Below are 24,828 nucleotides of genomic sequence, written 5' to 3'. Positions count from 1 at the left end.
TCTAATGACAAACCGCGCTCCGATTGGAATGCAGACCAAGGGCTTGTTCGGCAAGTCTGGCAAGTTCTACCCGGACCCCGCACAGAACCCGGACCAGCCCGCAATGCCGGGGCCGATTGGCGGCTTTGGCGGCGGCACGTTCAATATGGATGGTTCGCGGGCTACCCCGGTGGGCGGTGCGCCGATGACTGTTAATGCAGCCGCAGAACAGCCGGGACCGGCGAGCGGCATGCCTGCTCCCGGTCAAGGCTTGGGCGCCCGGATGCAGCCTCAGCCGGAACAGGCTGACGCCGGTCATTGGAGTGTGGGCGGGTTCAACGATTTGCCGGTCAAGTCTCAGGCACCAGCCATGCCCGGCAACGCGGGTCCGCTGGGTGCGTCCATGCGCCAGCCGTTCGATTACGACGCGGCGATGAAGGCGCTGACGGGCGAGTATAAGAAACCGAAGGATTGGCAGGTAGCGCTCGCCATTCTGGGCGATGGTCTGGCGGGCGCAAGTGGTCGGCAGGGTTACGCGGTCCAGAACATCATCGGTCGCAAGAACGCTTATCAGCAGCGCCAGTTCGACGCCGCCAAGCAGATACTCGATTGGCAGCAGGGCGACTATGCAGCGCAGCGAGACGCCGATCTGCAGGCAGCAAACCCGTTCACCATCGGGCGGGATCGGGTCCAGTTCGATCCGCGCTCTGGCGAATCCTCGGTCCTGTTCGACGGGGCGGAAGATTTCGAGCTTTACGCCGAAGGTCTTGGCCTCGAACCGGGTTCTGACGAATATTTCCAGGCGGTCGAGGACTTCATTTTGCGCGGCTCCGGACCCTCGGCATACGAGCGGGACGTGCAGCTTGACGACCATCGCACCGGCAACGACCGGGGGCTGGAAGGCTACCGGCAGGAAAACCGCCTGGCTATGGAACGGGCGCGGCAGGGCAACCGGCTGGGGATGGAAGGCGCGCGGCAGAGCAACCGCATGACGCTGCGCCAGACTCCCACGGCTGGACGCGGGGCGGGTGCTGCCATCCAGACTGTCTCAACCCCTGCGCAGGCTCAGAGGCTCAAGCCCGGCACTCGCTATCGGACGCCTGATGGCAAGGTCTATACCCGTTGAGCTGGCCGGGAACGCCTGCCGATCCTGCGCCCGTCCAGTGGCCGGGTCAGCCAGCTTCCGGGCAAGGTGCGAAGCCGAAAGGATCTCCGCCCAAGGCCAAGGGTCTGTTCGGTTCCAAGAAGGCTGGACCCGTCACGCTCGAAGCCCCGGTTGCGACCGATGGCGACACGGTGCGCGATGGGGAAACGCGTGTGCGGCTGGTTGGCGTCGATGCTCCCGAGATTGGCCAACAAGGCTGGGATCGCACGGGCGGCACGGTTCCTATCGGGACCGACTCCCAAGACTATCTGCAGGGGTTCCTCGGTAATGGGCCTGCCACGGTCGGGCCGCAATTCGGTCAAAGCTGGGGGCGCACGGTTGCGCCTATCTCGGCGGGGCAGGACGACGCGGGCCGCTCAATCTTGCGGCAAGGCTACGGGCTGGCGGCTCCCGACTATCTCGAGAGCGATCCGCAGCGCCAGCGTGACTATCTGGAAGCTGAGCGCCGGGCGCGTCAAAACCGCCTTGGGATGCACGGCACGTTCGCGCAGACCCCAGAGCAGCACCGAGACAATCCCGGCTATGTCGCGCCGCGCGAAACCATTGCGCAGTTCTGGGACACACCGACGCCGGATGATGGCTTGCCGCCTGAGGTGGAGGCGCAATATCTCGGTTTGCTGAAGACTGGCACGGCGGACGAAATCAACGCCTTCCTAGCGCTGAACAATTATGAGACGACACGGCCCGATGATCTGCGCTCGTGGGTGGCCAAACGCGATGCTGGGGGCTCGGTGGAGCCCTATGTGGGCTACGCCTCCCCGCCTCCCTTGATGATCGATTCCGGGGATGGGGCGGTTGGTGCTGGGGTTCGCAAGTTCGGCTCTGGCTTCCTCGCAGGGGGCCTCGATGAATTGGGCGCAGTCGTTGATACGCTGGGCGGAACCGATGGGCGCGAAAGCCTCTGGAACAGCGACCGACGCCTTGCCGACATTTGGGCGAACAACCAGCGCCAGAACACGGGGGTCTTGTCCTACGATCAGACGACCTATCCGGGGGTCAGCACTGGCGCGGAGATTACCGGGGTGGTTACGTCCGGCTTCGCCCTGCCCTTTGGTGCTGGCGCTCGCACGGTTCCCCAGCTTGCCAAGGTGGGTGCGGCATGGGGTGGCACCGAGGCCTTCCTTGGCTCTGACGGGTCTGCGATCGATCGGGCAAAGAATGTCCCGCTAGGCGCTACCATGGGGGCGATTGCCGACCCGCTGCTGGGCAAGACGCTCCAGGCGGTGGCTCCTGTCCTGTCGAGGGCGTGGAGCGGGCTTCGTGGTCCCGGCGGCTCTCGCGATGTCGCTGCCTTCCGTGGTGCGCCTGTTCGCACCTCTGAGGGTGCGCAGGGGGAACCGTGGCCCGGAACCCCGGCGGAAGGCGAAGCGATGCCGGAAGGCGGCTTTGCGGGCGGCTCAGGCGCTGCAGGGTCGCCGAGCCATCCCCCCGAATGGCCGGGGCGCAAGATGAGCGATGCCGAAGCTTTGTCCCCTGCAAACGAGAACCAGCCGACGACCGCGTTTGAGGCTGAGCTTAGCCGCCGTTGGGACATGACCACTCCCGACCTTGAAGCCGATGCGAAGGGCGAGTGGGACGCCACGTTTGAGGAAGCAATCGAGGGCAAGGGCTATGCGCGGGACGGATACCTTGGCGCTGCGGATATGCAGCAGGGCCGGGACGGTCTGTTCTACAACCCGGATGACGTAACCGCTGCGAGAGACGCGTCGGACAGTCATGTCGCCAACTGGTGGCAAGGGCGCGCCGATGCTGTGGCCGATGGGGTGCGCCGCGACATGGCGATGGATGCCGAGCCGGGGCAAAGCCTTTCGGCTCCTGCGCCTCGCCGGCCTGATTATCTCGACATGGGGGCGCAGCGTCCGCGTCGCCTGCTCGATGCCGCCACGGATGCGGAGCGGATGGCTGCGGCGCAGGGTGTCCAGCCGCGCGATGTGCTGCCTATGCCGGGCAATATAGTCGAGGGGCCGCAGGAAGCTGCAGCGATAGATTCCGGCCGATTTGCTCCCGCCTCGGTTCCGAACGAACGCACGATGCTGGGTAAGCGCACGGTCACCAACTACATGGGCCGCGAGGTTCCCAAGGTGGGGCCGGTCGATATGGTCGGCTGGCTTCGCACTCAGGGCGGCTTGCGCGAACAGGGCGGCGAGCTTTCGACTATCGGGATAGACAACAACGCAGCGCGCCGGGGCCTCGATCATATCGGGCAGGAAATGCGCTTCGGCCCGATCCGGAACGATCAGGACGGGATGTCGCTGGACGACGCGGCGCTGGCTGCATGGGAAGCGGGCTATTTCCCCGAGCTTCCGGATCGCCCGGACGTTAACACCTTCCTCGATGCGCTGGGCGAAACCTACAACGGTGGCGCGGGTCGTCGCTTCCGCCCCGAGGATGCGCCCGAGATTGACGCATTCGAGGCAACGCAGGCTGAGCGCTTCGACCTTGAACAGCAGCAGCTTGCGGAAGGTGGCCCGGTCTGGGCTGATCGCTCGACGCCGGGCGATAGCGCCGAGCCCTTCGCTCCGCCCGAAGCCTATGTGGAGTGGCCCTCTGATGCGATTGCGCGCGTGGGCAATGTCGATGTGTCCAAGCTCGACACGCCGCAGGACATTCGCCGGGCGCTGAAATCCTCCTTCGACACGCTGGGCGGCTTCGACGCGGCAACCCGTGGGCGCATTACCCAGGCAGAGACCGAACGGCTGGCGTCCGAATTGAACATGACGCCGGAGTCGCTGCTGAGCCGCCGCAAGGGGCAGGCCTTCAACGCTGAGGAAGCCTTGGCCGCTCGGCAGATGCTCGCAAAATCGGGCAATGAGTTGGTCAACGCGGCCAAGCGCATTCGCCAGCTTGAGGAGCCGGGCGACGAAGCGCTGGCAGAGTTCCGCCAGAAGTGGATGCGTCACGTTGCCATCCAAGAGCAAGTCTCGGGCATGACTGCAGAGGCTGGCCGGGCGCTGGCTCAATTCAGGCAGGCCGCGTCCAGCCGCTCCGTTCGTGGCGATGTTCTCGCCAGCCTCGTTCGCGCTGGTGGTGGCCGCGAGGAATTGCAGGACGCAGCGAGGGTGCTGATCGAAGCCTCGGAAACCAGCCCCGGTGTCTTCAACGCGGTCGCTGAGAAGGCGCGCCAGCCCAAGTGGCAGAACAAGCTTTCCGAGTTCTACATCAACTTCCTGTTGTCGAACCCGCCAACCCATATCGTCAACATGGTGTCGAACACCGCCACCTCGATTGCTCAAATTCCCGAATATGCAACCGCGTCCGCCATAGGTGCTGCTCGCCGGGCCATTGCCGGCAAGGGTGCCAAAGAGCGGATCATGGGTCGCGAGGTCGGGGCGCGGGCCTTCGGACTTATCCAAGGGACGAAGGAGGGTGCTCGGCTGTTCGCCAAGGCCCTGCGCACTGGCGAGGCTGACGACTTCGCTTCCAAGGTCGAGGGCGATGAGTTCAAGGCCATTCGGGGGATGAAGGGCGAGATACTGCGCATTCCTACCCGGCTGCTGACCGCTGAGGATCAGTTGTTCAAGGGCATTGCCCGGCGAATGGAGTTGAACGCGCAGGCTGTGCGGATTGCGACCCGCGAGGGCAAGACGGGCGCTGAGCGTGAAACCCGGATTGCCGAGCTGCTCGCTGACCCGACCGACGACATGTATAATCGTGCGCTGGACTACGGGCGCTATCTGACCTTCCAGCGCAAGCTAGGGAAGTTCGGGCAGGGCATTTCCAACGTCACATCGTCCAACATCGTCGCGAAGGTGGTTGTCCCCTTCGTCCGGACTCCGATCAACCTGATGAAGTTTGCAACGGAGCGCTCCCCTGCCGCGCCGCTGCTCAAGGAATGGCGCGAGGACTTCGCAGCGGGCGGGGACCGCAGGGACTTGGCGATTGCTAAGTCTGTGCTTGGGTCTGGCTTCGCGGCGGTCATCTATCAGGCTGCGCAAGAGGGTGTGATTACGGGCGCGGTTCCCCCCGATCCCGCGAAGGCTCGCCTGCTCTATGCCGATGGATGGCAGCCCTACTCGGTCAAGGTGGGCGACCGCTACGTCAGCTATTCGCGGCTTGATCCGTTCTCGACCACGATTGGCGTTGCCGCTGACATGGCGACCCTGCCGAGCGGGCTGAGCGACAAGCAGGCGGACGACAAGGCCACGATGCTTGTTGCTTCGATCATGGGCAATCTCGCCAGCAAGACATGGCTTTCCGGCATGTCTGACTTCGTGGCCGCTCTCGATGACCCGGGGCGCTACGCGGGCAACTGGATGGAACGCGTGGCCAGCTCGTTCGCGGTGCCAGCCGGTGTCGCTGGCGTGGCCCGCGCGATTGATCCCATTTCACGCAGGCGGGAAAGCGTGGGCGAAGCAATCCAGGCGCGAATCCCCGGCATGACGGATGATCTGCTGCCGCGTCGGGACATCTTCGGAGAGGCAATCGAGAATGACAGCCTCGGGCCGGACTTCTTCTCGCCGTTCTGGCAATCGCGAGAAAAGAACGATCCAGTCATCGCTGAGATGCTGCGGATCGACAAGAGCGTCAGCGCTCCGGGCAAGCAATACACTGAGGACGGGGAGCGGATCGACTACGCTCCGGACGTTTACGACCGCTATCACGAGATTTCCGGGCGGCTGACCTACAACGCGCTAGGCAGTCTTATCCGCTCCGACGAATATCGGGCGCTCGATGAGGCGGGCAAGCGTCGTGCTGCCAAGAAGGCAATCCGCGATGCTCGGGAGGTGGCGCGTAGCCATCTGGGCGATGACAACTACACGCTCCCGGCGAAGGGCGCTCTATCTCAACCGGCATGGCCGGGCGGCGCTCGCAACGCTCCGGCTGGTGGTGATGTATGGCCGGGGCAACCTGCCTCGCCCGTGTCGTCCGCGCCGGAAGTGTCTTGGCCGGGTCAGCCTGTCGCGCAACGCGATGTGATGGGAAGCCTAGAGCAAGCGATTCCGGGTGTGGGTATTACGTCCGGCTTCCGCTCTGCAGAGTATCAGGCGGACATGCGGCGCAGGGGCTACAAGCCAGCCGCGAACAGCCGGCACCTAGATGGCTCTGCGCTGGATCTCACTCCGCCTCCGGGCAGGTCGATGGGCTGGCTGGCTGCTCAAGTCGGGCGGCTCGAGCCGGAAGCCTCCGTGCTGAACGAAGGCGATCACCTGCATGTCGTGTTCCCCGATTGGAACGGCGCGCCGATGCTTGGCGGGATGGCGATGTAATGGGGAAGCCTGCAAATACACGCAGGAAACAGGGCGGGCAGTTCGCTCCGGGTGTCTCTGGCAACCCTGCTGGGAAGCCTCGGGGTGCGCGCCATAAGACGACGCTGGCAATCGAGGCGCTGCTTGAAGGCGAAGCTGAGGGGCTGACCCGCGCAGCCATCGACAAGGCGCTGGAAGGTGACACCACGGCCCTGCGGCTGTGCCTCGACCGGATAGCGCCGCCCCGTAAAGACAACCCCGTCTGCTTCACTCTCCCGACAATCGAAAGCGCAGCGGACGCGGTTGCGGCATCGTCTGCATTGCTGGCGGCGGTGGCGGCTGGCGAGGTGACGCCGGACGAAGCGGGGCGGGTGATGGCCCTGCTGACAGCACACAAGAACCTTGTTGAAACCGGCGATCTGGAAACCCGGATTGCAGCACTGGAGGACAAGAAATGAACGCACTGAAACGGCGGCTGGACAAGCTCGAAACCACTACCACCCCGCGCTGCAGTCCGGCGATCAAGCGATGGCTTGGCATTCCCCTGACGGCTGCTGAGGCGGCGCAAGCTGAGGCTGAGCCGGTCGAGCCGATGGATAGCGAGGAAGCCGCGCGCTTCGATGAGTGGTGGCACGATCCCTCGCGGGGTCCGTGGCAGTCGTCCAGGCTAAGCGCGGGGGCTGCTCGATGAGGCAGCTAGGCAAACGAGTGGACGCGCTCGAAACCCGGCGGGCGGTGGGGTTCCGGCCTTATCGCTGCATCCGCCAATATGAAAACCAGACCGAGGACGAAGCCATTGCCCTGCATGGTGGCCCGGTCGATCCTGAAAGCGAGAACCTGCTTTATGTCATCATCCGCAAACCTTTCCCGTCGCCTGTCGCAGCTTGAAGACATGACAAGCGATGCAACCCACGGCCCGGCGATCCTGCTTGAAGCTGGCGAAAGCCAGCCCGACGCACTCGCACGGCATGAAGCGCAGCACGGCAAGCACGATGGCGAGCCGCTGTTTATTAAGCTGGTGGGCGTGAAGCCTGAACAACGGGCGGTCGATGGGAGCTAATGTGCCTATCGTGCCTATTGTGCCAGCCCCTCCCGCCTTCCTAGAGGATGAGCGGGCCTTGCTCGATGCGGACGATTGGGACGATCTGGACGCGGCTGTCTAGCTGGCGCAGTCCGCGTGGCGTTCGTCCAGCGAAGGTCCCCTAGGGCCTTTGGGATAGGCGCTGGCATGCCGGGCGCTCGGGGGTAGCCTTCGCCCATGTCGAGCGATGCGATCCTAGGAATGATGGCAGGTGCCGTGCTGGTCTTGGCGGTCGGTGCTGGGCTGATGCTCTGGGAGAACCTGCACGTTCGCAGGAAGGGGCGGGGCGCTCGGGACCGCTAAGGCGATCCGATGGGCTGGGGCCTTGCCTTCATCGTGTGCAGCGCGATGGCCTGCAATCTGGTCTGGCGGCTGGTCTAGCAACACGCTGGGGGAGTAAATGAGGGAGCGGCAATCTGCCAACCCCAGCAAAGGCCCTTGTTTCTGCCATTCCCAAGGCTTTCTATGGATGCTCACGGGGCATCCATTTTATTCCTGCGACAATCACCGCCCGTGGGGTTCTGTCCGTCAGCGACGCAGAACAATGCCCGGTGCTGCGCAGCACCGGGCGATCGTCGCCGCTCGACAGCGAAGCTTCAGAAGCGGACCTTGGCTCCGAGACGGAATGTCCGGCCGAGCGGGGTGCCGATGAAGGGATTGTATCCCAGCTCGAATCGCGCCGCCGGCGGGTCCTCGTCGAAGATGTTCTCGACCGAGGCCTGCAACTGCACTTCGGCAGAGGCGAACGCGAGATCGTAGAGCAGCGTGAAGTCGTGTTGTTGCAGCGCCGGAATCTCGCGCCCGAAATCGGTTTCCGTCGTCCGATCGCCAAAGCTGGTTCCAGCGGTCGCCACGAAGCATGGTGCATCGCTGGGGCACCGGTCGTCGGTCACGCCGCTCGCATAGCGGAACACGTATCGGGCGTTCAGATTGCCGACGTTGAGATTGGCGAAGGCATTGCCTTTCACCTCGGAGATCGTGCCGGGCGCGCGATCGAAATTGGCGAAGCCGACGGCGTCATAGGCGCCCGAAATTTCGACCCCCTCGACGACTTGCGGCTCGACGTCGTAATTCAAGGTCCAGGTTGCCGCCGCACCCAATGTGAAGGCACTTTCGCCGAAGAAGAACGTGTAGTCGGCCGAGAAGTCGAAGCCATTCGTCTTCACCGGTGCGCTGTTGACGATGAAGGTCTGGACGCGTGCGAGATCGGCGCCCCTCGTGACCCCCTGGATGCAGCCGTTGGCAAAGGTGAGGCGATCTGCAAGCGGATTGCTGCAATCGGCCAGACCGCCGCGCTCCGGTACAACCGCGCTGGCGATTGCGTTCTCGTCCTCCAGCGCGATCGCATCCTCGAAATCGTAGCTCCAATAGTCGACCGAGGCGTTGAAATTGCGGCTCTGGATCACAGCACCGAGATTATAGGTAAAGGCGCTCTCGGGTCGCAATGCGGGGTCGCCTGTGATGTCGACGGAGAGAAAGCCGCCGTTGGCTGCGTCGATCGCCTGAAGCGCGGTAACGGTGGTCGGCGAGACGTTGCTGGGCAGCGGACCCCGGAAGGTCGTCGAGGCGGAGCCGCGCAGAACCAGCCAGGGGGTCGCTTCGAAACGAAAGCTGCCCTTGGGATCGAGCGTCGAGCCGGTCTGGCCGCCATAGTCTTCGTATCGCAAGGCCAGATTGACCTCGAGCGCGTCCAGCAGCGGGATCTGGACTTCGCCGAAAACCGCATAGACGTCGCTGAACAGTTCGATATTGCGTGACTGGCCGAGGAAGGCGAAGGGACCCGTCCGTACGGCGCAAGTGGTGTCGCCCGGGATCCGACAAGGATTGCGCTGGGGATCGTTCAGAAAGAGACCCTCGTCGTTGCGACCACGAGTGTCGAAATTGGTCGAGCGATACTGCGCTCCAACCCCGAATTGCACGGGGCCCGCGCCGAGGTCCAGTCCCCCCAGACCGCCGGAGATCAGGCCGTCGACGATCAGGTTCTGCTCCTGCTGCAGCGTTCCGGTGTTGCCGAACAGAAAGCGCAGCAATTCGGGATCGTTGGCATTGGCTTGACCCGCCGGGCCGGTGTAGCCGGGATTGGTCTGTCCGGTGATCTGGTTGAGCGCGAGGGCGTTGGAAAAAGGGTTGTAGAAGCGACAGCCGCCCTGGCCCGGCGTACCCGTCGCGACATTGCAGTCGGGGCCTCCCAGGCCGTCGAGCGCATTCTGCAGGCGTACCGGGAGATAGTCCGGAACGAGCGATTCCGAACTCGACTGGATATAGGTGCCTTGCAGCGAGGCCACGAGCTCGGAATCGAGATCGAATTCCAGGCCGGAAGAAACCCGCCAACTGTTGTTCTTGCCGAAGCTTTCGTTGCCGTACGGCGAATCCGCCAGTGGATTGCCGCCGAGCGCAAAGGGCCGATAGAGAAGGATCGCTGCGCCGTAGGGGGCAGGGATCGCCGTGGTCGCCGGGAACCCCGTTTGCGCTGCGAATGCGGCAAAACCGGGATTGGTGCTGGGCACGAAATAGTTGAATTGCGTTCCGGGGCCGGCGGGGCCCGTCGTCGACGGATAGGAAGGCGACAGGGCGGTGCGCGTCACGCTGCGGGCCCAGAGGACATCGGCGTTGAAGCGCACGGCGCTGGAGAGGTCGACATTCAACTGACCGAAGGCCTGGTAGAAGTCCTGCTCCTCGACGAGATTGTTGTAGTCTGTGAACTGGTAGGCGCACAGCGGTGTGGTGCCGCCCGAGAACAGCTGGGTGCCGCCCAGCGCAGCGCAGCCGGCATCCTGGAAGGGAGTGCCTGCCACCACCGTCGGGCGCCGCGCGGCGGCGGGATTGTTCCGGATCGGTCCGGTCGTGCGGATGGCGGGGAAGTAAGTGGCCGGGTTGCTGACCAGCGAATAGCCGGCCGGATTGATCTCGTAAGGCAGGTTGGCGTAGTCGCGATCGATCGCGGCGAGCGGCGAACGGTGGCGATAGCCGAAGCCGAGCAGCAGGTTCACATCTTCGCCCAGGTTCTGGCCCGCCAGGATGCTGGCGGTGTAGTCGCCATCGCTGTCCTGGATGAAGCGATAATCCCCTTGCAGTTCGATTCCCTCGAAATTCTTGCGGGTTATGAAATTGGCAACGCCGGCGACCGCGTCCGAGCCGTATGTGACGGCCGCACCGTCTTTCAGCAGTTCGACACGCTCCAGAGCGAACAGCGGAAGCAAATTGGTGTCGACTATCCCGTCGCCGGGGGAGACGATCGTGCGATGGCCGTTGAGCAGCACCAACGTCCGGGTTGGCCCGAGGTTGCGCAGGTTTAGCGAGCCGACCCCCCCGAGACCCTGCGCGGCTGCGGAAAACTGGTTGGAATCTCCCAGGACCGGACCGACCGCAGGGATATCCTTGATGAAGTCGAGCGGCGAAGTGACTCCCTCCTGGGCGAATTCCTCGGTCGTGAAGACCGAGACGTTCAGCGCGCTGTCTTCGGGTGTTCCGCGGATGAGCGAACCGGTCACCACGATCGTACGGTCGTCCTCGTCGCTCACCGGTCCCGGTTCGTTGATAACCGGGCCTTGAGCGCCTTCGACCGCCTCCTGCCCCAGAGCTACGGTTGGCGTGAGCGAGGCGATCCCCGCCGCGAGCGCCCACAGTGCACAGCTATGGTCGAGCCTGTTTCCTGTCATGTCCCTCTCCTCCCGCGGCTGCGCTTTTTCGCGCATACCGAGTTTTTTAAATGACGCGACTCCGGCGTGCGTGTCAAGGTGCGGTGTGTGTAATTATAACTCCGACCAGATCGAGTAGCTGGGACTTCGTGCGCCTCCGAACATGATATCCCAGATGCCGAAGTCCGAGTTTCCGTAGCGTTTAGAAACTTAACTGGCTCGACTGAGCCATGAGCTCCGTCGGATCGGCACCGGTTCCGCGGCTATGCGGCCTCGGCCAGAGGGGTGAAGGGTGAATACATACCGATGATTCATTTAGTTGCGAGTTCGGTCGCGCTCATAGACGCAGTACCTTCGCCATCTGCGTAGCGCTGGCCCTTCGACAATCGCGCCATCTTTGCGGATGCAGCTGCGGGCATCCGATCGCGGCGGTCGCCCGTTCGGCCGGTACGAGAATGCCGGACGTGCGTATCGGATCATTCGAGGGGCGAAGCGCAAGCGCGATCATCCGCGGATCTCCAGAGCGCTGGGCCTTGCTTAATCCTAAACATTGGGTATGGCTGATGGGCCAGCCGGCAAACGGCGGTTCATCGGGAAGGATCAGGCGTGGCGTGGGATTTCGAAACCGACCCCGAGTTTCAGGAGAAGCTCGACTGGATGGACGATTTCGTGCGCGAGAAAGTCGAGCCGCTGGGGCTGCTCGGTATTCACCCCTATGATGTGAAAAACCCGCGCCGAAACGAGCTTGTCCGGCCTCTGCAGGAGGAAGTGAGAGCCAAGGGGCTGTGGGCCTGTCATCTCGGTCCCGAACTCGGCGGGCAGGGCTACGGTCAGGTCAAGCTCGGCCTGATGAACGAGATCCTGGGAGGCTCCAGCTTTGCGCCGATCGTCTTCGGTTGCCAGGCGCCCGATACCGGCAACGCCGAGATCATCGCACACTATGGGACAGCAGAGCAGAAGGAACGGTATCTTCAGCCTCTGCTCACCAACGAGATCGTATCGGCCTTCTCCATGACCGAGCCGCAGGGCGGTTCCGATCCGACCGCTTTCATCACTCGCGCGGAGATCGACGGCAATCACTGGAAGATCAACGGCGAGAAATGGTTCTCGACCAATGGCAAATGGGCCGATTTCCTGATCGTCATGGCGGTGACCGATCCCGATGCGCCGCGCCACGAACGGATGAGCATGTTCATCGTGCCGGTCGATACGCCGGGTGTCGAGATTATCCGCAATGTCGGGGTCTACGGGCAGGAGGACGGCTCGGAAAGCTATATCCGCTATACCGACGTGCGGGTTCCTGCGGATCACCTGCTCGGCGAGCAGGGCGGTGCCTTCGCCATTTCGCAGACCCGGCTGGGCGGAGGACGGGTGCATCACACCATGCGGACGGTCGGCAATTGTCGCCGTCTGCTCGACGCGATGAGCCGCCGGGCGGTCAGCCGCAAGACCCGCACCGGCACCATCGCCGATTATCAGGCGGTCCAGATGCAGATCGCCGACAGCTATATCGAGCTGGAGCAGTTCAAGCTGTTCGTACTCAAGACCGCCTGGATGATCGACAAGCACCAGGATTATCGCAAGGTGCGCAAGGACATAGCGGCGATCAAGGCGCTGATGCCCAAGGTCTATCACGACATCGCGCATCGCTGCATCCACATCCACGGGTCGCTCGGCGTATCGAACGAAATGCCCTTCGTCGGCAGCCTGATCGGCTCGATGGTGATGGGGATCGCCGACGGGCCGACGGAGGTTCACAAGGTCACCGTCGCGAAGCAGCATCTGCGCCAATATCGCGACGTCGCGGACCCGGTTTTCCCCCATCATTCACTGCTCGATCGTCGGGCCAGGGCACGCGAAATGTACGATCCCATCGAGGAAATCGTGGAGGCAGCCGAGTGAGCGATCGGTCGTTGCACACCGCCTCCAAGAGCATTCCCCCCATCACCAGGCCGCAGCGATTGAGTTATGGCTTCGGTGCGGTCGCCAATGGCATCAAGAACGCCGCCTTTTCGACCTATCTGCTGCTCTTCTACAATCAGGTGCTCGGCGTGCCCGCATCGATCGTCTCCACGGCGATCGCGCTGACCCTACTGGTCGATGCGTTCGCTGACCCGTTCATCGGGCGATGGTCGGACATGACCCGCTCGCGCATCGGTCGCCGGCACCCCTTCATCCTCGGATCGGCGCTGCCGACGGCGTTCTTCTTCATTCTCGCCTGGTTTCCGCCGGCCGGGCTGACCGATCTGCAGATGGGTTTCTGGATTTTCGCCATCGCCTCGCTGACGCGGACCTCGATCAGCGCCTTCGAGATTCCGTCGAGCGCGATGAATCCGGAACTGACCGACGATTACGCCGCGCGAACCAGGCTGTTCGGACTGCGCTACTGGTTCGGATATGCGGGCACTTTCGGCTTCACCGCTTTCAGCCTGGCGGTCTTCTTCGTCGCGACGCCGGAGATCTCGCGCGGCCAGCTCAATCCCGAAGGCTATGTGAAATTCGCCTTTTTGGGCGGTGCTCTGATCTTCACCGCGATCCTGGTGTGCGGGCTGGGCACGTTGAAGCGGGTGCCATACCTGCGCCAGCGCACGGCACCGGGCGAGGGCGCGGTGCCGGAATCGCATCTGCGCGAAATGGGACGCGCGTTTCGCAATCGCGGCTTTCTCGCCATCTTCGGCTTCGGCGTGTTCAAATACACCGCGATCGGGCTTTATGCCGCGACCACGCTGTATTTCGGCACCTATGTGTTCAAGCTGCAGGCCGATCAGCTGGCCCTGCTGACGATCGACAGCCTCGTCGCCGCCACCATCGCCGCGCCGTTGGCATCGCGCTTCTCCGCATGGCTCGGCAAGCGCAACACCTCGATGGTGATGGCCCTGATGGGCATCACGCTGGGTCTTTCGCCGCTGGTCCTGACATTGCTGGGTGCGTTCTTCCCGCCGGGTCACCCGCTGTTGCTGCCGACGCTGTTCGTGATCGGAGCGGTTTATGGCGCGATGATCGCCATATCGCTGATCAACACTTCGTCGATGTTGGCCGATGTGGTGGAGGACCATGCGGTGCGGACCGGCCAGCACACCGCGGGGGTATTTTTCGCGGCCTCCAGCTTCATGCAGCAATGTTCGACCGGTCTGGGCATTCTGGTGGCCGGTATAGTGCTGGAATTGTCGGAATTTCCGGCGAACCTCGATCCGGATCTGGTCACCGAGGCGATGCAGCAGAGCCTGCTGATCCATTATATTCCCGCTTCTTTCGGACTCTGGACCATCGGCGCACTGTTCCTGCTGTTTTACCCGATCACCGAGGCGAGCCACCGCGACAACATCGACCGATTGCGGGCGCGCGAGGCCGAAGCCCGAGAACAGACGATCCGCGACGGCGCGTTCGGATCGCCGGCTCGCTGAGGCTGCAGCGATATCGACCACACCCCTTGAACGCAGATGCCACGAAGGGCTCGATCTGGACGAATTGGCCCATCTGGCTCAATGAGGTCCGCATGGTTTTCAATCGCGCCGCCCGGCGGCCAGAAACGTAAGGAGAAGAGGTATGGCTACCCAGCCACAGATCGAACCCCATGGCGGGGATGAGGCATTCCGCGAGGAAGTGCGCCAGTTTCTCGCCGAGAATTTCCCGCCCGAACTCAAGGGCAAGGGCAATGCGCTCGCTTCCGTCGAAGGCCCCGCCGACGAAAGCCCGGCGCAGGAGAGCTGGCGCAAGGCGGTAGGCGAGCGGGGCTGGGGAACTCCGACCTGGCCCAGGGAATACGGCGGCGGCGGGTTGTCGCGCAAGCAGGCGGCCATTCTCAACGAGGAAATGGCCAAGGTCGGCGCCTTCAACCCGATCGGCGGCATGGGCGTGATGATGTTCGGCCCCACGCTGCTCGAATATGGCAGCGAGGAGCAGAAGCACGAGCATATCCCGCCGATCTGCCGCGGCGAGATTCGCTGGTGCCAGGGTTATAGCGAACCCAATGCCGGGTCCGATCTGGCGAACCTGCAGACCATGGCCGAAGACAAGGGCGACCATTACCTCGTCAACGGCCAGAAGACCTGGACCAGCGGCGGCCAATGGGCGGACAAGTGCTTCTGCCTCGTGCGCACCGATCGCAGCGACAAGCACAAGGGCATCAGCTTCCTCCTGATCGACATGGATGCGCCCGGCGTCGAGGTCCGTCCGATCCAGATGATCAGTGGCATGAGCCCGTTCTGCGAAACCTTCTTCACCGATGTGAAGGTGCCCAAGGACAATCTTGTCGGCAAGGAAGGCGAAGGCTGGACCATCGGCAAGCGCCTGCTCCAGCACGAACGCACCAATCTGTCGGGCGGCGGAAGCATGGCCCGGCTGATGGGCGCGAGCCTGGCCGAGATCGCGAAGAAATACGTCGAGACCGAGTCAGACGGACAAATTGCCGACAAGGTCCTGCGCGACCGGATCGCCGATTTCGAAATCCGCTGGGGCGCCTTTCTGCTCACCGCACGTCGCGCCACCGAGGAAAGCAAGGCCGGCGGCGTGTCCGAGATCAGCTCGGTGCTCAAGAAGCTGGGCACCAAGTTGGGTCAGGAACGCGCCGAGCTGATGATCGAGATCATGGGGCTGCAGGGTCTGGGTTGGGAAGGCGAAGGCTTTTCCGAAGCCGAGCTGTCGGGCGTGCGCGCCTGGCTCTTCGGCAAGGCTACCACGATCTACGGCGGTTCGACCGAGATCCAGAACAACATCATCGCCAAGCGTGTGCTTGGCATGCTCGATCACCAGTAAGAAAGAGAGAACAGGAACATGGCGGTTCTCAACGAAGAACAGGAAATGCTGCGCGACATGGCGCGCGAGTGGACGTCCAACGAAAGCCCGGTCACCGAATTTCGCAAGGTGCGCGCCGGGGGCTCGGACGAGGCGTTCGACCGCAAGGCCTATGCCACCATGGCCGAAATGGGCTGGGTCGGCGTGATAATCCCCGAAGCCCAAGGCGGCTCCGATTTCGGCTGGCTCTCGGCCGGGCTGGTGGTCGAGGAACTGGGCAAGACGCTGACGGCCAGCCCGCTGGTGGCGAGCACGGTCGCCGCCGCGGCGATCCTGCTGGGCGGCAGCCAGGAGCAGCAGGCGAAGTGGCTGCCGGGGCTCGCGAGCGGCGAAATCATCGGCACGCTTGCGGTCGACGAAGGGCCGCGGCATGATCCTGCGAAGCTGGAAACCACGGTGTCGGGCGGCAAGCTGTCGGGCACCAAGGCTTTCGTCCCCGAGGCGCATGGCGCCGATCTGTTCGTGGTCGCGGCGAAGGACGGGCTTTATCTGGTCGAAAAGGGTGAGGGGGTTGCGCTCTCGACCCGCAAGCTGACCGATCAGCGCAGCCATGCCGAAGTGCGCTTCGATGGCGCTGCGGCGGACAGGCTGGCGGGCGGCGGCGACAGCCTGCTGGACGATGTGCTCGACCGGGCGCGGATCCTTACAGCCTGCGAGATGCTCGGCATGGCGCAGGCGGTGTTCGACACCACGCTGGACTACCTCAAGCAGCGCGTGCAGTTCAATCAGGTGCTCGCGACCTTCCAGGCGCTGCAGCATCGCATGGCCGATCTGTTCGGCGATCTGGCGATGATGCGTTCGGCGGTCGAAGGCGGCTTGCAGGCGCTCGACAGCGGGTTCGGGGTGGCCCGGGCGGCGACCATCGCCAAGGCGGAAGCCAATCGCGTTCTCCACACAGTCACCCGCGAAGGCGTCCAGCTGCACGGCGGCATGGGGATGACCGACGAATACGACGTCGGCTTCTATCTCAAGCGCGCCCGCGTTCTGGAAGCCAGCTTCGGCAGCACATCCTTCCTCAAGAACCGCTTCGCGACCATAGCCGGCTATTGAGGATTTGGAGCCGTTCGGGGATTCCGAGGGGCTGAATACACCGGCCAGCGCGCGCACCCGCGCGCTGGCCGATCATGCGCGCTTCGTCGATGAGAACCTGAAGCGCAATTTTCGCGCGAACTTCATCCATGGTGTGCTGGGGATGACGGGGTTCCGCCTGATCTACGCCCCCACCATCATCCCGGCCTATCTGATCATGCTCACCGGCAGCATTGCGGCGGTTGGGCTGGGCGCGGCGCTGCTGCAATTGGGGGCGACGATCAGCCCGATCGCCAGCGGCTCGCGGATCGAGCATCGCAGCCACATCCTGCCCTACGCCATCCGCGTTGGCTCGATGATGCGGCTTATGATCCTGGGGTTGGCGCTGGCGGCCTGGTTCCTGACCGGCAATGCGCTGCTGGTGGCGACCTTCGCCTGTTTCCTGCTGCTCGGCTTTTTCACGGGCGCGCAGCGGGTCGCCTTCCAGATGCTGATGAGCAAGCTCATCCCGATCCGCAAACGCGGGCGCTTGCAGGGCTATCGCAACTTCGCCGGCGGCCTGATCGCGGCGGTGCTTGCCTATGTCGCGGGCAATTATTTCATCGCCGATGCGTGGCTGGGCAACGGCTATGCGACCACTTTCCTGTTCGCCTTCCTGCTGACCAGCGCCGGGCTGGTGGTGCTCAAGACCATGATCCGGGAACCCCCGGCGCCGGTGTCCCGTCCGCAAATGCCGATGTTCGAGCGGCTGCGGCAATTTCCGGAGCTGCTGGAGGACCGCAGCTTCGCCAATTTCCTCGTGGTGCAGAGCCTCGCCACCTTCGCCCGGGTCGGCGGACCGTTCTGGACCGTCTATGCCGGATCGGTGCTGGGGCTGGATGGCACTCTGATCGGCGGTCTCAGCTTCGTTTTCCTCGGCTCCGATACGGTCTCCAACGTGATCTGGGGACCGATGGGCGACCGCTACGGGTTCAAGCGCGTGTACGCGGGGGCGCTGGCCTGCAGCATCGCCGGCGTGCTGTGCCTGGTCTTCGGCAGCAGCGCGCCGCCGATCTATGCGGCCTTCGTGCTGCTGGGCGTGGGCGGATCGGGCTGGATGCTCGCCTCGACCACGATGGTGCTCGAATTCGGGCAGCAGCAGGACACGCCGATGCGGCTGGCCTTCGTCACCACTGTCGAGGGCGCCATCGCTGCTGCGGGACCGGTGCTGGCGGGCGTGCTGGTGGCGTTTTACGGCTTCGCGCCGTTGTTCGCGATCGTGCTGGGGGCGGTAAGCCTGTCGCTTGTGCTGCTCATCCTGCGCGTACGCGAGCCGCGCGAGGCGGACTGATCAGGTCCGCTCTTCGACCGGAGCGAGCAGGCCGCTGGTAAGCGTCGTGGCGTAGGTCTCGATCGCGCCGGCTGGATCGCCGAACCGCGCGGCCCAATTGCGGGCTTCGTAGGCCCCGTTGAGTGTCGACATGATTACCTGGCTGGCGACCAGCGGATCGATCGGCCGGACCGAACCATCGGCGATGCCGTCGATCAGGAACCCCGCGAAGCGGCGCGCCAGCCGGTTGGACCGGGTGACCACATCTGCCTTCTGCTCGCTGTCCAGCGCCTGCAGCGCTGTCGTCCGCAGCAGCGGCATGGCGTCGAAAAATTGGAGGTCGAGCAGTTCGGCCAGGGTGCCGCTCAGCCGGGTCCAATAGTCGCCTTCGCTATGCTGCCCCGCCATCTGCACGGCGGAGAGCCGGTCGTAGCTGCGCTGAAAGCAGGCGAGGACCAGCTCGTCCTTGCCCTCGTGATGGTGATAGAAACTGCCCTTCGTGACATTGAGAACCTCGGCGATGCGATTGACCGAGGCGCCGCGATAGCCGCGCTCGTTGATCATCACCGTCGCGGCGCGGAGGAATTCGTCGTTCTGGCTCGGCAGCGAGCCGGTGTCCGAGCGCCATCCGGTGTCGGCCAGCCCGGGCGGCTGCCAGCGGCCCACCGCGCTCGGCAAGCCATTGGCGAGGATGTCGAACAAGCGTTCCTCGACCCTGGGGAAATCGAGATAGGAATAGCGGAGCGACCAGACCGGCCACCACATCATCGCCTCGAGCAGCACATAGGTACGCGCCGCAAAGACGGTCCGCTCATGGTGCGACCTCGGCTCACCGAAGAACGCCCGGACGGTGTCTACCATTTGCCGATAGCGCGTGAGCAGGGGTCCCCGAGCCTCCACGTCGAGGGTACGAATCTCCGAGAGCGAGGTTATCAGCCCGCTCTCGCCGCGCCGGATACGCCCCCGCAATGCGACGTGCAGCGCGATGTACTTGCGCAGGCATGCGGCCGGATCGCCTTGCGCCAGCGCCTCGCTCGCCATGTCCTCGAGCCGCTCGAGCGTCTCTTCATAAACCGCGACCGCCAGCCTGTCCTTGCGCGGAAAGTAGTAGGTCACGCTGGTCGCATTGAGCCCGATAGCGCGCGCCACGCCGGAGAGGGTGGTCGCCTGAAGACCGACCTCGTTGATCGAGCGCGACGCGGCATGGATGACCGCCTGACGCTTCTCGCCAAAACGCTTGGTCTCCTTGCCCGTGTCTGCCCCCTTCTTTGCCCCCGCGTTTGCCATTTGCCCCCCTTTCGCCGGCTTTACATCAGCAATTGCAAACCTGCCAAGCGTCGGCGGGATTAGTTCTGAAACAGCGCCAGCAAGTCCTTCTTCAGGATCTTGCCGTTGGCGTTGCGCGGCAATGTTTCGGCGCAAAAGGCGATGCGCACCGGGACCTTGAATTTCGCCAGCCGTTCGGCGACCCATTGCTGCAACTCCGCCTCGTCGGCGTGGCTGCCGGGGGCGAGATGGACGACGGCGGCGGGTTCCTCGCCCAATTGCTGGTGCGGGAGCCCGATCAGCGCGGCGTCGGTCACGGCAGGATGGTCGTAGAGCGCGTTCTCTACCTCGGAGGAATAGATGTTCTCGCCGCCGCGGATGATCATGTCCTTGGCGCGGTCGGCGATGTAACAGAAGCCTTCCTCGTCCAGCCGCGCGAGGTCGCCGGTCCTGACCCAGCCGTCGATGAAGGTTTCCGCCGTCGCCTCGGGATTGCGCCAGTAGCCTTTCACCACCATCGGACCTCTGGCCCACAATTCGCCGATCTCGCCCACGCCCAACTCGCGCGTGCCATCCGCGCTCATGATCTTGAGATCGGCGACCGCGACGGGCGGGCCGCAGCTGTCGGGACGGTTGAGATAATCCTCGCTGGAATGGCCGGTCACGGTGGCCATGGTCTCGGTCATGCCCCAGCCATTGCCGGGAAGCGCGCCGAAGACTTCGCGGATCTTGCGCACGAGCTCGGGAGCGGAGGGCGCGCCGCCGTAGCCGATCGCCTCGAGGCTAGAGAGGTCGTAATTCTTGCGCTCGGGATGCTCGATCAATTGCCAGGCGATGGTCGGCACGCCGCCGGTGGAGTTGACCTTCTCGCGCTCGATGATCCCGAACGCTTCGACGGGATCCCAGCGATGCATGAAGATCAGCGTGTTGCCCGCCGCAATATTGCCCATCAGTCCGGCCGAACAGGCGGTGACGTGAAACAGCGGAATGACGTTCAGGCCGGTCTTGGGCACGGGGTCGGGCAGCGTCTCGCCGCGCCGCAACACGGCGCAGGCCGCGTTGAAACCGCTGGAGAGGACATTGCTGCACAGATTGCGATGCGTGCCCAGCGCGCCCTTGGGCTTGCCGGTGGTGCCGCTGGTGTAGAAGATCGTCGCGTCGTCGTCGGGGCCGATGGCCACATCGGGCAGGGTAGCCGAAGGAAGCTCGGCATAAGTCGGCGGGGTGCCGATGACGTTCTCGAGCCGCTTCGCCCCCTCGGGTTCGCCATCGCAGCGCGAGACGAACACCGTGTTCAGCTCGGGGCATTCGTCCCGAAGGGAAAGGATGCGGTCCCAGCGCTCGGCGTCGCAGACCAGCAGGCTGGTGCCCGAATTGGCCAGTCCATAGGCGAGTTCGGGTCCGGTCCACCAGGCATTGAGCGGGACGCAGATCGCGCCAATGGCGGTCGCGGCGAAGAAAACCACCGGCCATTCGGGAAGGTTGCGCATCGCCAGCGCGACGCGGTCCCCCTTCTTTATTCCGCAGGCCTGGAATTCATGAGCCAGCGCCGCGACGGCGCGAAACCACGCATCGTAGGTGACGCGCTCGTCCTCGTAGATGGTGAATTCGCGTTGCCCGTGCGTCTGGCCATGCAGTGCGATCGCCCGCAGGCTTGGTGGTGCGTTTTTCCACACCCGCGTCGGCACGCCGCGGATGTCGATCGTTTCCATCTCGAACCGCTGACCGGGGGCAGTCAGCAGGGCGGTGCATTCGTCGCGGCTGCGCGCTGGCCACCCGGGTGGCGGCGCCCAGTCGATCGCGGCCGCAAGATTCTGTGCTTTGGTTGCCATGATAAAAGTTCCTCGAACGGCGCTTCAGGCCGTGATTCTCGATTTTGTCGCGATTAAGGCAGAAGCTCCGCGCGGTTGCAAGCACGAAACCGCTCGTGTCTAAAACCAGGGTATGAGGGTTCAAACGCCGACAAAAACAGGTATTCTGCGCGGGCGGAATACCAGGTATGGACCTCGGACAGGGCGCAGAGGAGCAGGATGATGGAATTGGGCAAGCCGCACGAACTCGGGTTCGACGGCGCGCGGCTGGCGCGGATCGATGCGTTTCTGAAAGAGGCCTATCTCGACACCGGGCGGCTCAAGAACACGCAGATCCTCGTCGCGCGCGACGGACAACCGGTGCATTATGGCCATGGCGGGACCTTGCGCGACGACGGTATTGCGATGCGCGAGGATGCGCTGTTCCGCATCGCCAGCATGACCAAGCCGATCACCTCGATCGCCTTCATGCAACTGGTCGAACAGTGCAAGGTGGCGCTGGACGATCCGGTATCTCGCGTGCTCCCGGAATTCGCCGAACTGGGCGCCTATGCCGGCGGCGGAGGATCGTTGCCCTTCGCACCGGCGAAGCGCGGCCGCCCGATGCGCTTCGTCGATCTGATGAACCATATGTCCGGTCTCACCTATGGGTTCCAGAACCGCAGCAGCGTGGATGCCGCCTATCGCGATGCCCGGCTCGACCTCTCGCGCAATGCGATCACTTCGGACGAATACATCGGCACGCTGGCGCGTATCCCGCTGGAGTTCGAACCGGGCGCGCAATGGAACTATTCGGTCGCTACCGATGTGTTGGGGGTCTGCGTCGAACGCCTCTCGGGGATGCCGCTCGGCGACTTTTTCGCGAAGCACATCTTCGAGCCGCTCGGCATGGTCGACACCGGCTTTCATGTTCCGTCCGCGAAGGCGGATCGGCTGGCCGATTGCTACGGCTATCGCCCCGGCAAGCCGCCGCGCCTGATCGACAAGGGCGCCGAAAGCCGGCTGGTCGAGCCTGCCAAGTTCCAGTCGGGCGGCGGGGGACTGATCGGCACGATCGCCGACTATCACCGCTTCTGCTCGATGCTGTTGGGCTGCGGTGCGCTCGATGGCGTGCGGATCGTCAGCCCCAAGACGCTCGACCTGATGACCACCAACCATTTGCCCGGCGGTGCGGACCTGACGCAGATGAGCCAGAGCCTGTTCAGCGAGGCGAACAACGCCGGTACCGGCTTCGGGCTCGGCTTCGCCATGGTGATCGATCCGGCGAAAACGCTGATGCCCGCCACCAAGGGCGAATATTACTGGGGCGGAGCTTACTCCACCGCCTTCTTCGTCGACCCGGTAGAGCGGATCACCATGGTCTTCATGACCCAGCTCTACCCCTCCTCGACCTATCCGATCCGCCGACAGCTCAAGACGCTGATCTACTCGGCCCTCACCGACAGCCACGCATAAAGGAGACAGATTATGTCATCACCGATCTCGACCAGCAGACAGGGCGACATTCTCGTCGTCACCTCCGACAATCCGCCCGTGAACGCGCTGGGCCAGAGGGTACGAGAGGGCCTCAAGGCCGCGATCGAACAAGCCGCCGCCGACGATGCAATCAAGGCGATCGTGATCCGCTGCGAGGGGCGGACATTCTTCGCCGGAGCCGACATCACCGAATTCGGCAAGCCGCCCCAAGGTCCGAGCCTGCCCGAGGTCTGCGCTGCCATCGAGGCAAGCGACAAGCCGGTCGTCGCGGCGATCCACGGCACGGCGCTGGGCGGCGGCTGCGAAATCGCGCTGGCCTGCCATTACCGCGTCGCAGTGCCGAGCGCCAAGCTCGGCCTGCCCGAGGTGAAGCTGGGGCTGATCCCGGGCGCGGCCGGAACGCAGCGTCTGCCCCGGCTGGTCGGAGCCGAAGCGGCGCTGCCGCTGGTCGTCATCGGCAATCCCGTTTCGGCCAAACAGGCACAGAAGATCGGACTGGTCGATACCCTGCTGGACGAAGCCGATCTGGCTGGCGGGGCCGCGACATTCGCAAAGTCGCAGATCGGCAAACCCGTGCCGCGCACTTCGGAAATGAACAACAATCGCGACGGCGTCGCCAATCCCGACATCTTCGACGAGTTTCGTGCGAAGAATGGCCGCAAGCTGCGCGGCTTCGATGCACCCAATGCCGGGATCGAAGCGGTCAGGGCGGCGGGGGAGCTGTCCTTCGCCGAGGGTGTGAAGAAGGAAAGGGCGCTGTTCTCGAAGCTGATGACCGGGACGCAATCGGCCGCCATGCGCCACTATTTCTTCGCCGAACGGGCTGCCAACAAGATCGACGATCTGGCCGCCGACACCAAGCCGATTCCTATCGAGAAGGTCGGCATCATCGGCGCCGGCACCATGGGCGGCGGGATCGCGATGAACTTCCTCTCGGCGGGGATTCCGGTCAACATCCTCGAGATGAAGCAGGATGCGCTCGACCGCGGCACCGCCACGATCCGCAAGAATTACGAGAACACCGCCAAGCGCGGCCGCATGAGCCCCGAGCAGGTCGAGAGCGCCATGGGTCTGCTGACGCCGACGCTGGAATATGGCGAACTGGCCGAGTGCGATCTGGTGATCGAAGCGGTCTACGAGAACATGGACGTGAAGAAGGAGGTGTTCCGCACCCTCGACGAAACGGTGAAGCAGGGTGCGATCCTCGCATCCAACACCAGCTATCTCGATATCGACGAGATCGCGACCGCCACGAAGCGACCGGGCTATGTGGTCGGGCTGCATTTCTTCTCGCCCGCCAATGTGATGAAGCTGCTCGAAGTGGTGCGCGGCGCCAATACCCGCGACGACGTGCTGGCCACCGCGATGAAGCTGTCCAAGGCGATCGGCAAGGTCGCCGCGGTGTCGGGCGTGTGTCCGGGCTTCATCGGCAACAGGATGCTGTCCAAGCGCCAGGAACAGGCCAACCAGCTGATCATGGAAGGCGCGAATTACTGGGAGGTGGACGATGTGCTGCTCGAATTCGGCTTCCCGATGGGGCCGTTCCAGATGGGCGATCTGGCGGGGATCGACATCGGCTGGCACCGCGATCCATCGAAGGTCACGACAGTCCGCGAAGCCCTGTGCGCGGTTGGCCGGTTCGGCCAGAAGGCGGGGAAGGGCTTCTATGATTACGACGAGGCCCGACAGCGGACGCCCTCGGACGAGGTCAAGCAGATCATCGCCGATTTCGCCACCCGAAGCGGGACGCCGCAGCGCGATGTTTCCAAGCAGGAGATCGAGGAGCGGCTGCTCTATCCGATGGTGAACGAGGGCGCGAAGATCCTGGAAGAGGGCATGGCGCAGCGCGCCAGCGACATCGATGTCGTATGGATCAACGGCTATGGCTGGCCGCTCTACACCGGCGGTCCGATGTTCTGGGCCGACACGATCGGGCTCGATACCGTCGTCTCCGGGCTCGAGAAGTACGGACTGCCGGTCTGCGACTACCTGCGCAGCAGGGCCGAGGCGGGCAAGACCTTCAACTGATCGGCACAGAGGTTTCCGGGCATGGGCGATCGTCGCGATCGTCCACCTCGGGCATTTCCGACGGGA

The 24,828-nt window shown here is 64.0% G+C and carries 16 protein-coding genes; 13 read left to right on the top strand and 3 right to left on the bottom strand.

The window, feature by feature from the left end; genetic code table 11:
* The first annotated feature begins 28 nt into the window (after positions 1-28).
* Genes Q9K01_RS10905 through Q9K01_RS10880 form a run of 6 tightly spaced genes read left to right on the top strand, consistent with a single transcriptional unit; the run spans position 29 to position 7,390 of the window.
* Positions 29-1,105: a hypothetical protein gene (locus Q9K01_RS10905; protein ID WP_305930278.1), complete on the top strand. Its 1,077-nt coding sequence runs from the start codon at positions 29-31 to the stop codon at positions 1,103-1,105.
* Entirely contained in the window at positions 1,102-6,351 is a 5,250-nt protein-coding gene (locus Q9K01_RS10900) for a thermonuclease family protein (RefSeq protein WP_305930277.1), read from the top strand. The genes Q9K01_RS10905 and Q9K01_RS10900 overlap by 4 nt, the downstream gene beginning before the upstream one ends.
* Complete coding sequence (locus Q9K01_RS10895) at positions 6,351-6,788, top strand: DUF5681 domain-containing protein (protein WP_305930276.1); 438 nt, start codon at positions 6,351-6,353, stop codon at positions 6,786-6,788. The genes Q9K01_RS10900 and Q9K01_RS10895 overlap by 1 nt, the downstream gene beginning before the upstream one ends.
* On the top strand, positions 6,785-7,021 hold the full coding sequence (locus Q9K01_RS10890; RefSeq protein ID WP_305930275.1) for a hypothetical protein: 237 nt from the start codon (positions 6,785-6,787) through the stop codon (positions 7,019-7,021). The genes Q9K01_RS10895 and Q9K01_RS10890 overlap by 4 nt, the downstream gene beginning before the upstream one ends.
* 17 nt (positions 7,022-7,038) lie before the next feature.
* On the top strand, positions 7,039-7,218 hold the full coding sequence (locus tag Q9K01_RS10885) for a hypothetical protein (RefSeq protein ID WP_305930274.1): 180 nt from the start codon (positions 7,039-7,041) through the stop codon (positions 7,216-7,218).
* Positions 7,219-7,222: 4 nt separating this feature from the next.
* Positions 7,223-7,390, top strand: coding sequence for a hypothetical protein (locus Q9K01_RS10880; RefSeq protein ID WP_305930273.1), 168 nt, complete (start codon positions 7,223-7,225; stop codon positions 7,388-7,390).
* A gap of 617 nt (positions 7,391-8,007) precedes the next feature.
* On the opposite strand, the gene Q9K01_RS10875 is transcribed toward Q9K01_RS10880, so the two are convergent.
* Positions 8,008-11,070, bottom strand: coding sequence for a TonB-dependent receptor domain-containing protein (locus tag Q9K01_RS10875; protein WP_305930272.1), 3,063 nt, complete (start codon positions 11,068-11,070; stop codon positions 8,008-8,010).
* Positions 11,071-11,655: 585 nt separating this feature from the next.
* On the opposite strand from Q9K01_RS10875, the gene Q9K01_RS10870 reads away from it, so the two are divergent.
* The 5 genes from Q9K01_RS10870 (at position 11,656) to Q9K01_RS10850 (ending at position 18,202) form a co-directional block, all read left to right on the top strand.
* A complete protein-coding gene (locus tag Q9K01_RS10870) occupies positions 11,656-12,951 on the top strand; it encodes an acyl-CoA dehydrogenase family protein (RefSeq protein ID WP_305930271.1) in 1,296 nt (431 codons plus the stop codon).
* Positions 12,948-14,453: an MFS transporter gene (locus tag Q9K01_RS10865; protein WP_305930270.1), complete on the top strand. Its 1,506-nt coding sequence runs from the start codon at positions 12,948-12,950 to the stop codon at positions 14,451-14,453. Before Q9K01_RS10870 ends, Q9K01_RS10865 begins: the two co-directional genes overlap by 4 nt.
* A 142-nt stretch (positions 14,454-14,595) precedes the next feature.
* The gene (locus Q9K01_RS10860; protein WP_305930269.1) at positions 14,596-15,804 is read left to right on the top strand and encodes an acyl-CoA dehydrogenase family protein; all 1,209 of its coding nucleotides are present in this window, start codon (positions 14,596-14,598) and stop codon (positions 15,802-15,804) included.
* Between the two features lie 18 nt (positions 15,805-15,822).
* Positions 15,823-16,893 (top strand): acyl-CoA dehydrogenase family protein, encoded by a 1,071-nt coding sequence (locus tag Q9K01_RS10855; protein ID WP_305930268.1) that lies wholly within the window; start codon positions 15,823-15,825, stop codon positions 16,891-16,893.
* Positions 16,894-16,897: 4 nt separating this feature from the next.
* A complete protein-coding gene (locus tag Q9K01_RS10850; protein WP_305930267.1) occupies positions 16,898-18,202 on the top strand; it encodes an MFS transporter in 1,305 nt (434 codons plus the stop codon).
* On the opposite strand, the gene Q9K01_RS10845 is transcribed toward Q9K01_RS10850, so the two are convergent.
* Together Q9K01_RS10845 and Q9K01_RS10840 are read right to left on the bottom strand one after the other, a co-directional pair.
* A complete protein-coding gene (locus Q9K01_RS10845) occupies positions 18,203-19,468 on the bottom strand; it encodes a TetR/AcrR family transcriptional regulator (RefSeq protein WP_305930266.1) in 1,266 nt (421 codons plus the stop codon).
* Positions 19,469-19,527: 59 nt separating this feature from the next.
* Positions 19,528-21,279 (bottom strand): class I adenylate-forming enzyme family protein, encoded by a 1,752-nt coding sequence (locus tag Q9K01_RS10840; protein ID WP_305930265.1) that lies wholly within the window; start codon positions 21,277-21,279, stop codon positions 19,528-19,530.
* A gap of 201 nt (positions 21,280-21,480) precedes the next feature.
* Here Q9K01_RS10840 and Q9K01_RS10835 point away from each other — a divergent pair, with 201 nt between their 5' ends.
* The gene (locus Q9K01_RS10835) at positions 21,481-22,713 is read left to right on the top strand and encodes a serine hydrolase domain-containing protein (protein WP_305930486.1); all 1,233 of its coding nucleotides are present in this window, start codon (positions 21,481-21,483) and stop codon (positions 22,711-22,713) included.
* A 12-nt stretch (positions 22,714-22,725) separates the two neighbouring features.
* Positions 22,726-24,762 (top strand): 3-hydroxyacyl-CoA dehydrogenase NAD-binding domain-containing protein, encoded by a 2,037-nt coding sequence (locus Q9K01_RS10830; RefSeq protein WP_305930264.1) that lies wholly within the window; start codon positions 22,726-22,728, stop codon positions 24,760-24,762.
* The last annotated feature ends 66 nt before the right edge of the window (positions 24,763-24,828 follow it).

Source organism: Qipengyuania benthica (assembly GCF_030717865.1).
Taxonomy (GTDB): domain Bacteria; phylum Pseudomonadota; class Alphaproteobacteria; order Sphingomonadales; family Sphingomonadaceae; genus Qipengyuania; species Qipengyuania benthica.
The sequence above is the reverse complement of the archived record's forward strand: the minus strand, read 5'-3'. Positions and strand labels throughout refer to the sequence as shown.

What these genes read in the sequence shown, in the direction of transcription:
- Q9K01_RS10835 (WP_305930486.1), top strand. Translation starts at nt 21,481, where the DNA reads ATGGAATTGGGCAAGCCGCACGAACTCGGGTTCGACGGCGCGCGGCTG.
- Q9K01_RS10845 (WP_305930266.1), bottom strand. Translation starts at nt 19,468, where the DNA reads ATGGCAAACGCGGGGGCAAAGAAGGGGGCAGACACGGGCAAGGAGACC.
- Q9K01_RS10840 (WP_305930265.1), bottom strand. Translation starts at nt 21,279, where the DNA reads ATGGCAACCAAAGCACAGAATCTTGCGGCCGCGATCGACTGGGCGCCG.
- Q9K01_RS10860 (WP_305930269.1), top strand. Translation starts at nt 14,596, where the DNA reads ATGGCTACCCAGCCACAGATCGAACCCCATGGCGGGGATGAGGCATTC.
- Q9K01_RS10830 (WP_305930264.1), top strand. Translation starts at nt 22,726, where the DNA reads ATGTCATCACCGATCTCGACCAGCAGACAGGGCGACATTCTCGTCGTC.
- Q9K01_RS10880 (WP_305930273.1), top strand. Translation starts at nt 7,223, where the DNA reads ATGACAAGCGATGCAACCCACGGCCCGGCGATCCTGCTTGAAGCTGGC.
- Q9K01_RS10895 (WP_305930276.1), top strand. Translation starts at nt 6,351, where the DNA reads ATGGGGAAGCCTGCAAATACACGCAGGAAACAGGGCGGGCAGTTCGCT.
- Q9K01_RS10875 (WP_305930272.1), bottom strand. Translation starts at nt 11,070, where the DNA reads ATGACAGGAAACAGGCTCGACCATAGCTGTGCACTGTGGGCGCTCGCG.
- Q9K01_RS10890 (WP_305930275.1), top strand. Translation starts at nt 6,785, where the DNA reads ATGAACGCACTGAAACGGCGGCTGGACAAGCTCGAAACCACTACCACC.
- Q9K01_RS10855 (WP_305930268.1), top strand. Translation starts at nt 15,823, where the DNA reads ATGGCGGTTCTCAACGAAGAACAGGAAATGCTGCGCGACATGGCGCGC.
- Q9K01_RS10905 (WP_305930278.1), top strand. Translation starts at nt 29, where the DNA reads ATGCAGACCAAGGGCTTGTTCGGCAAGTCTGGCAAGTTCTACCCGGAC.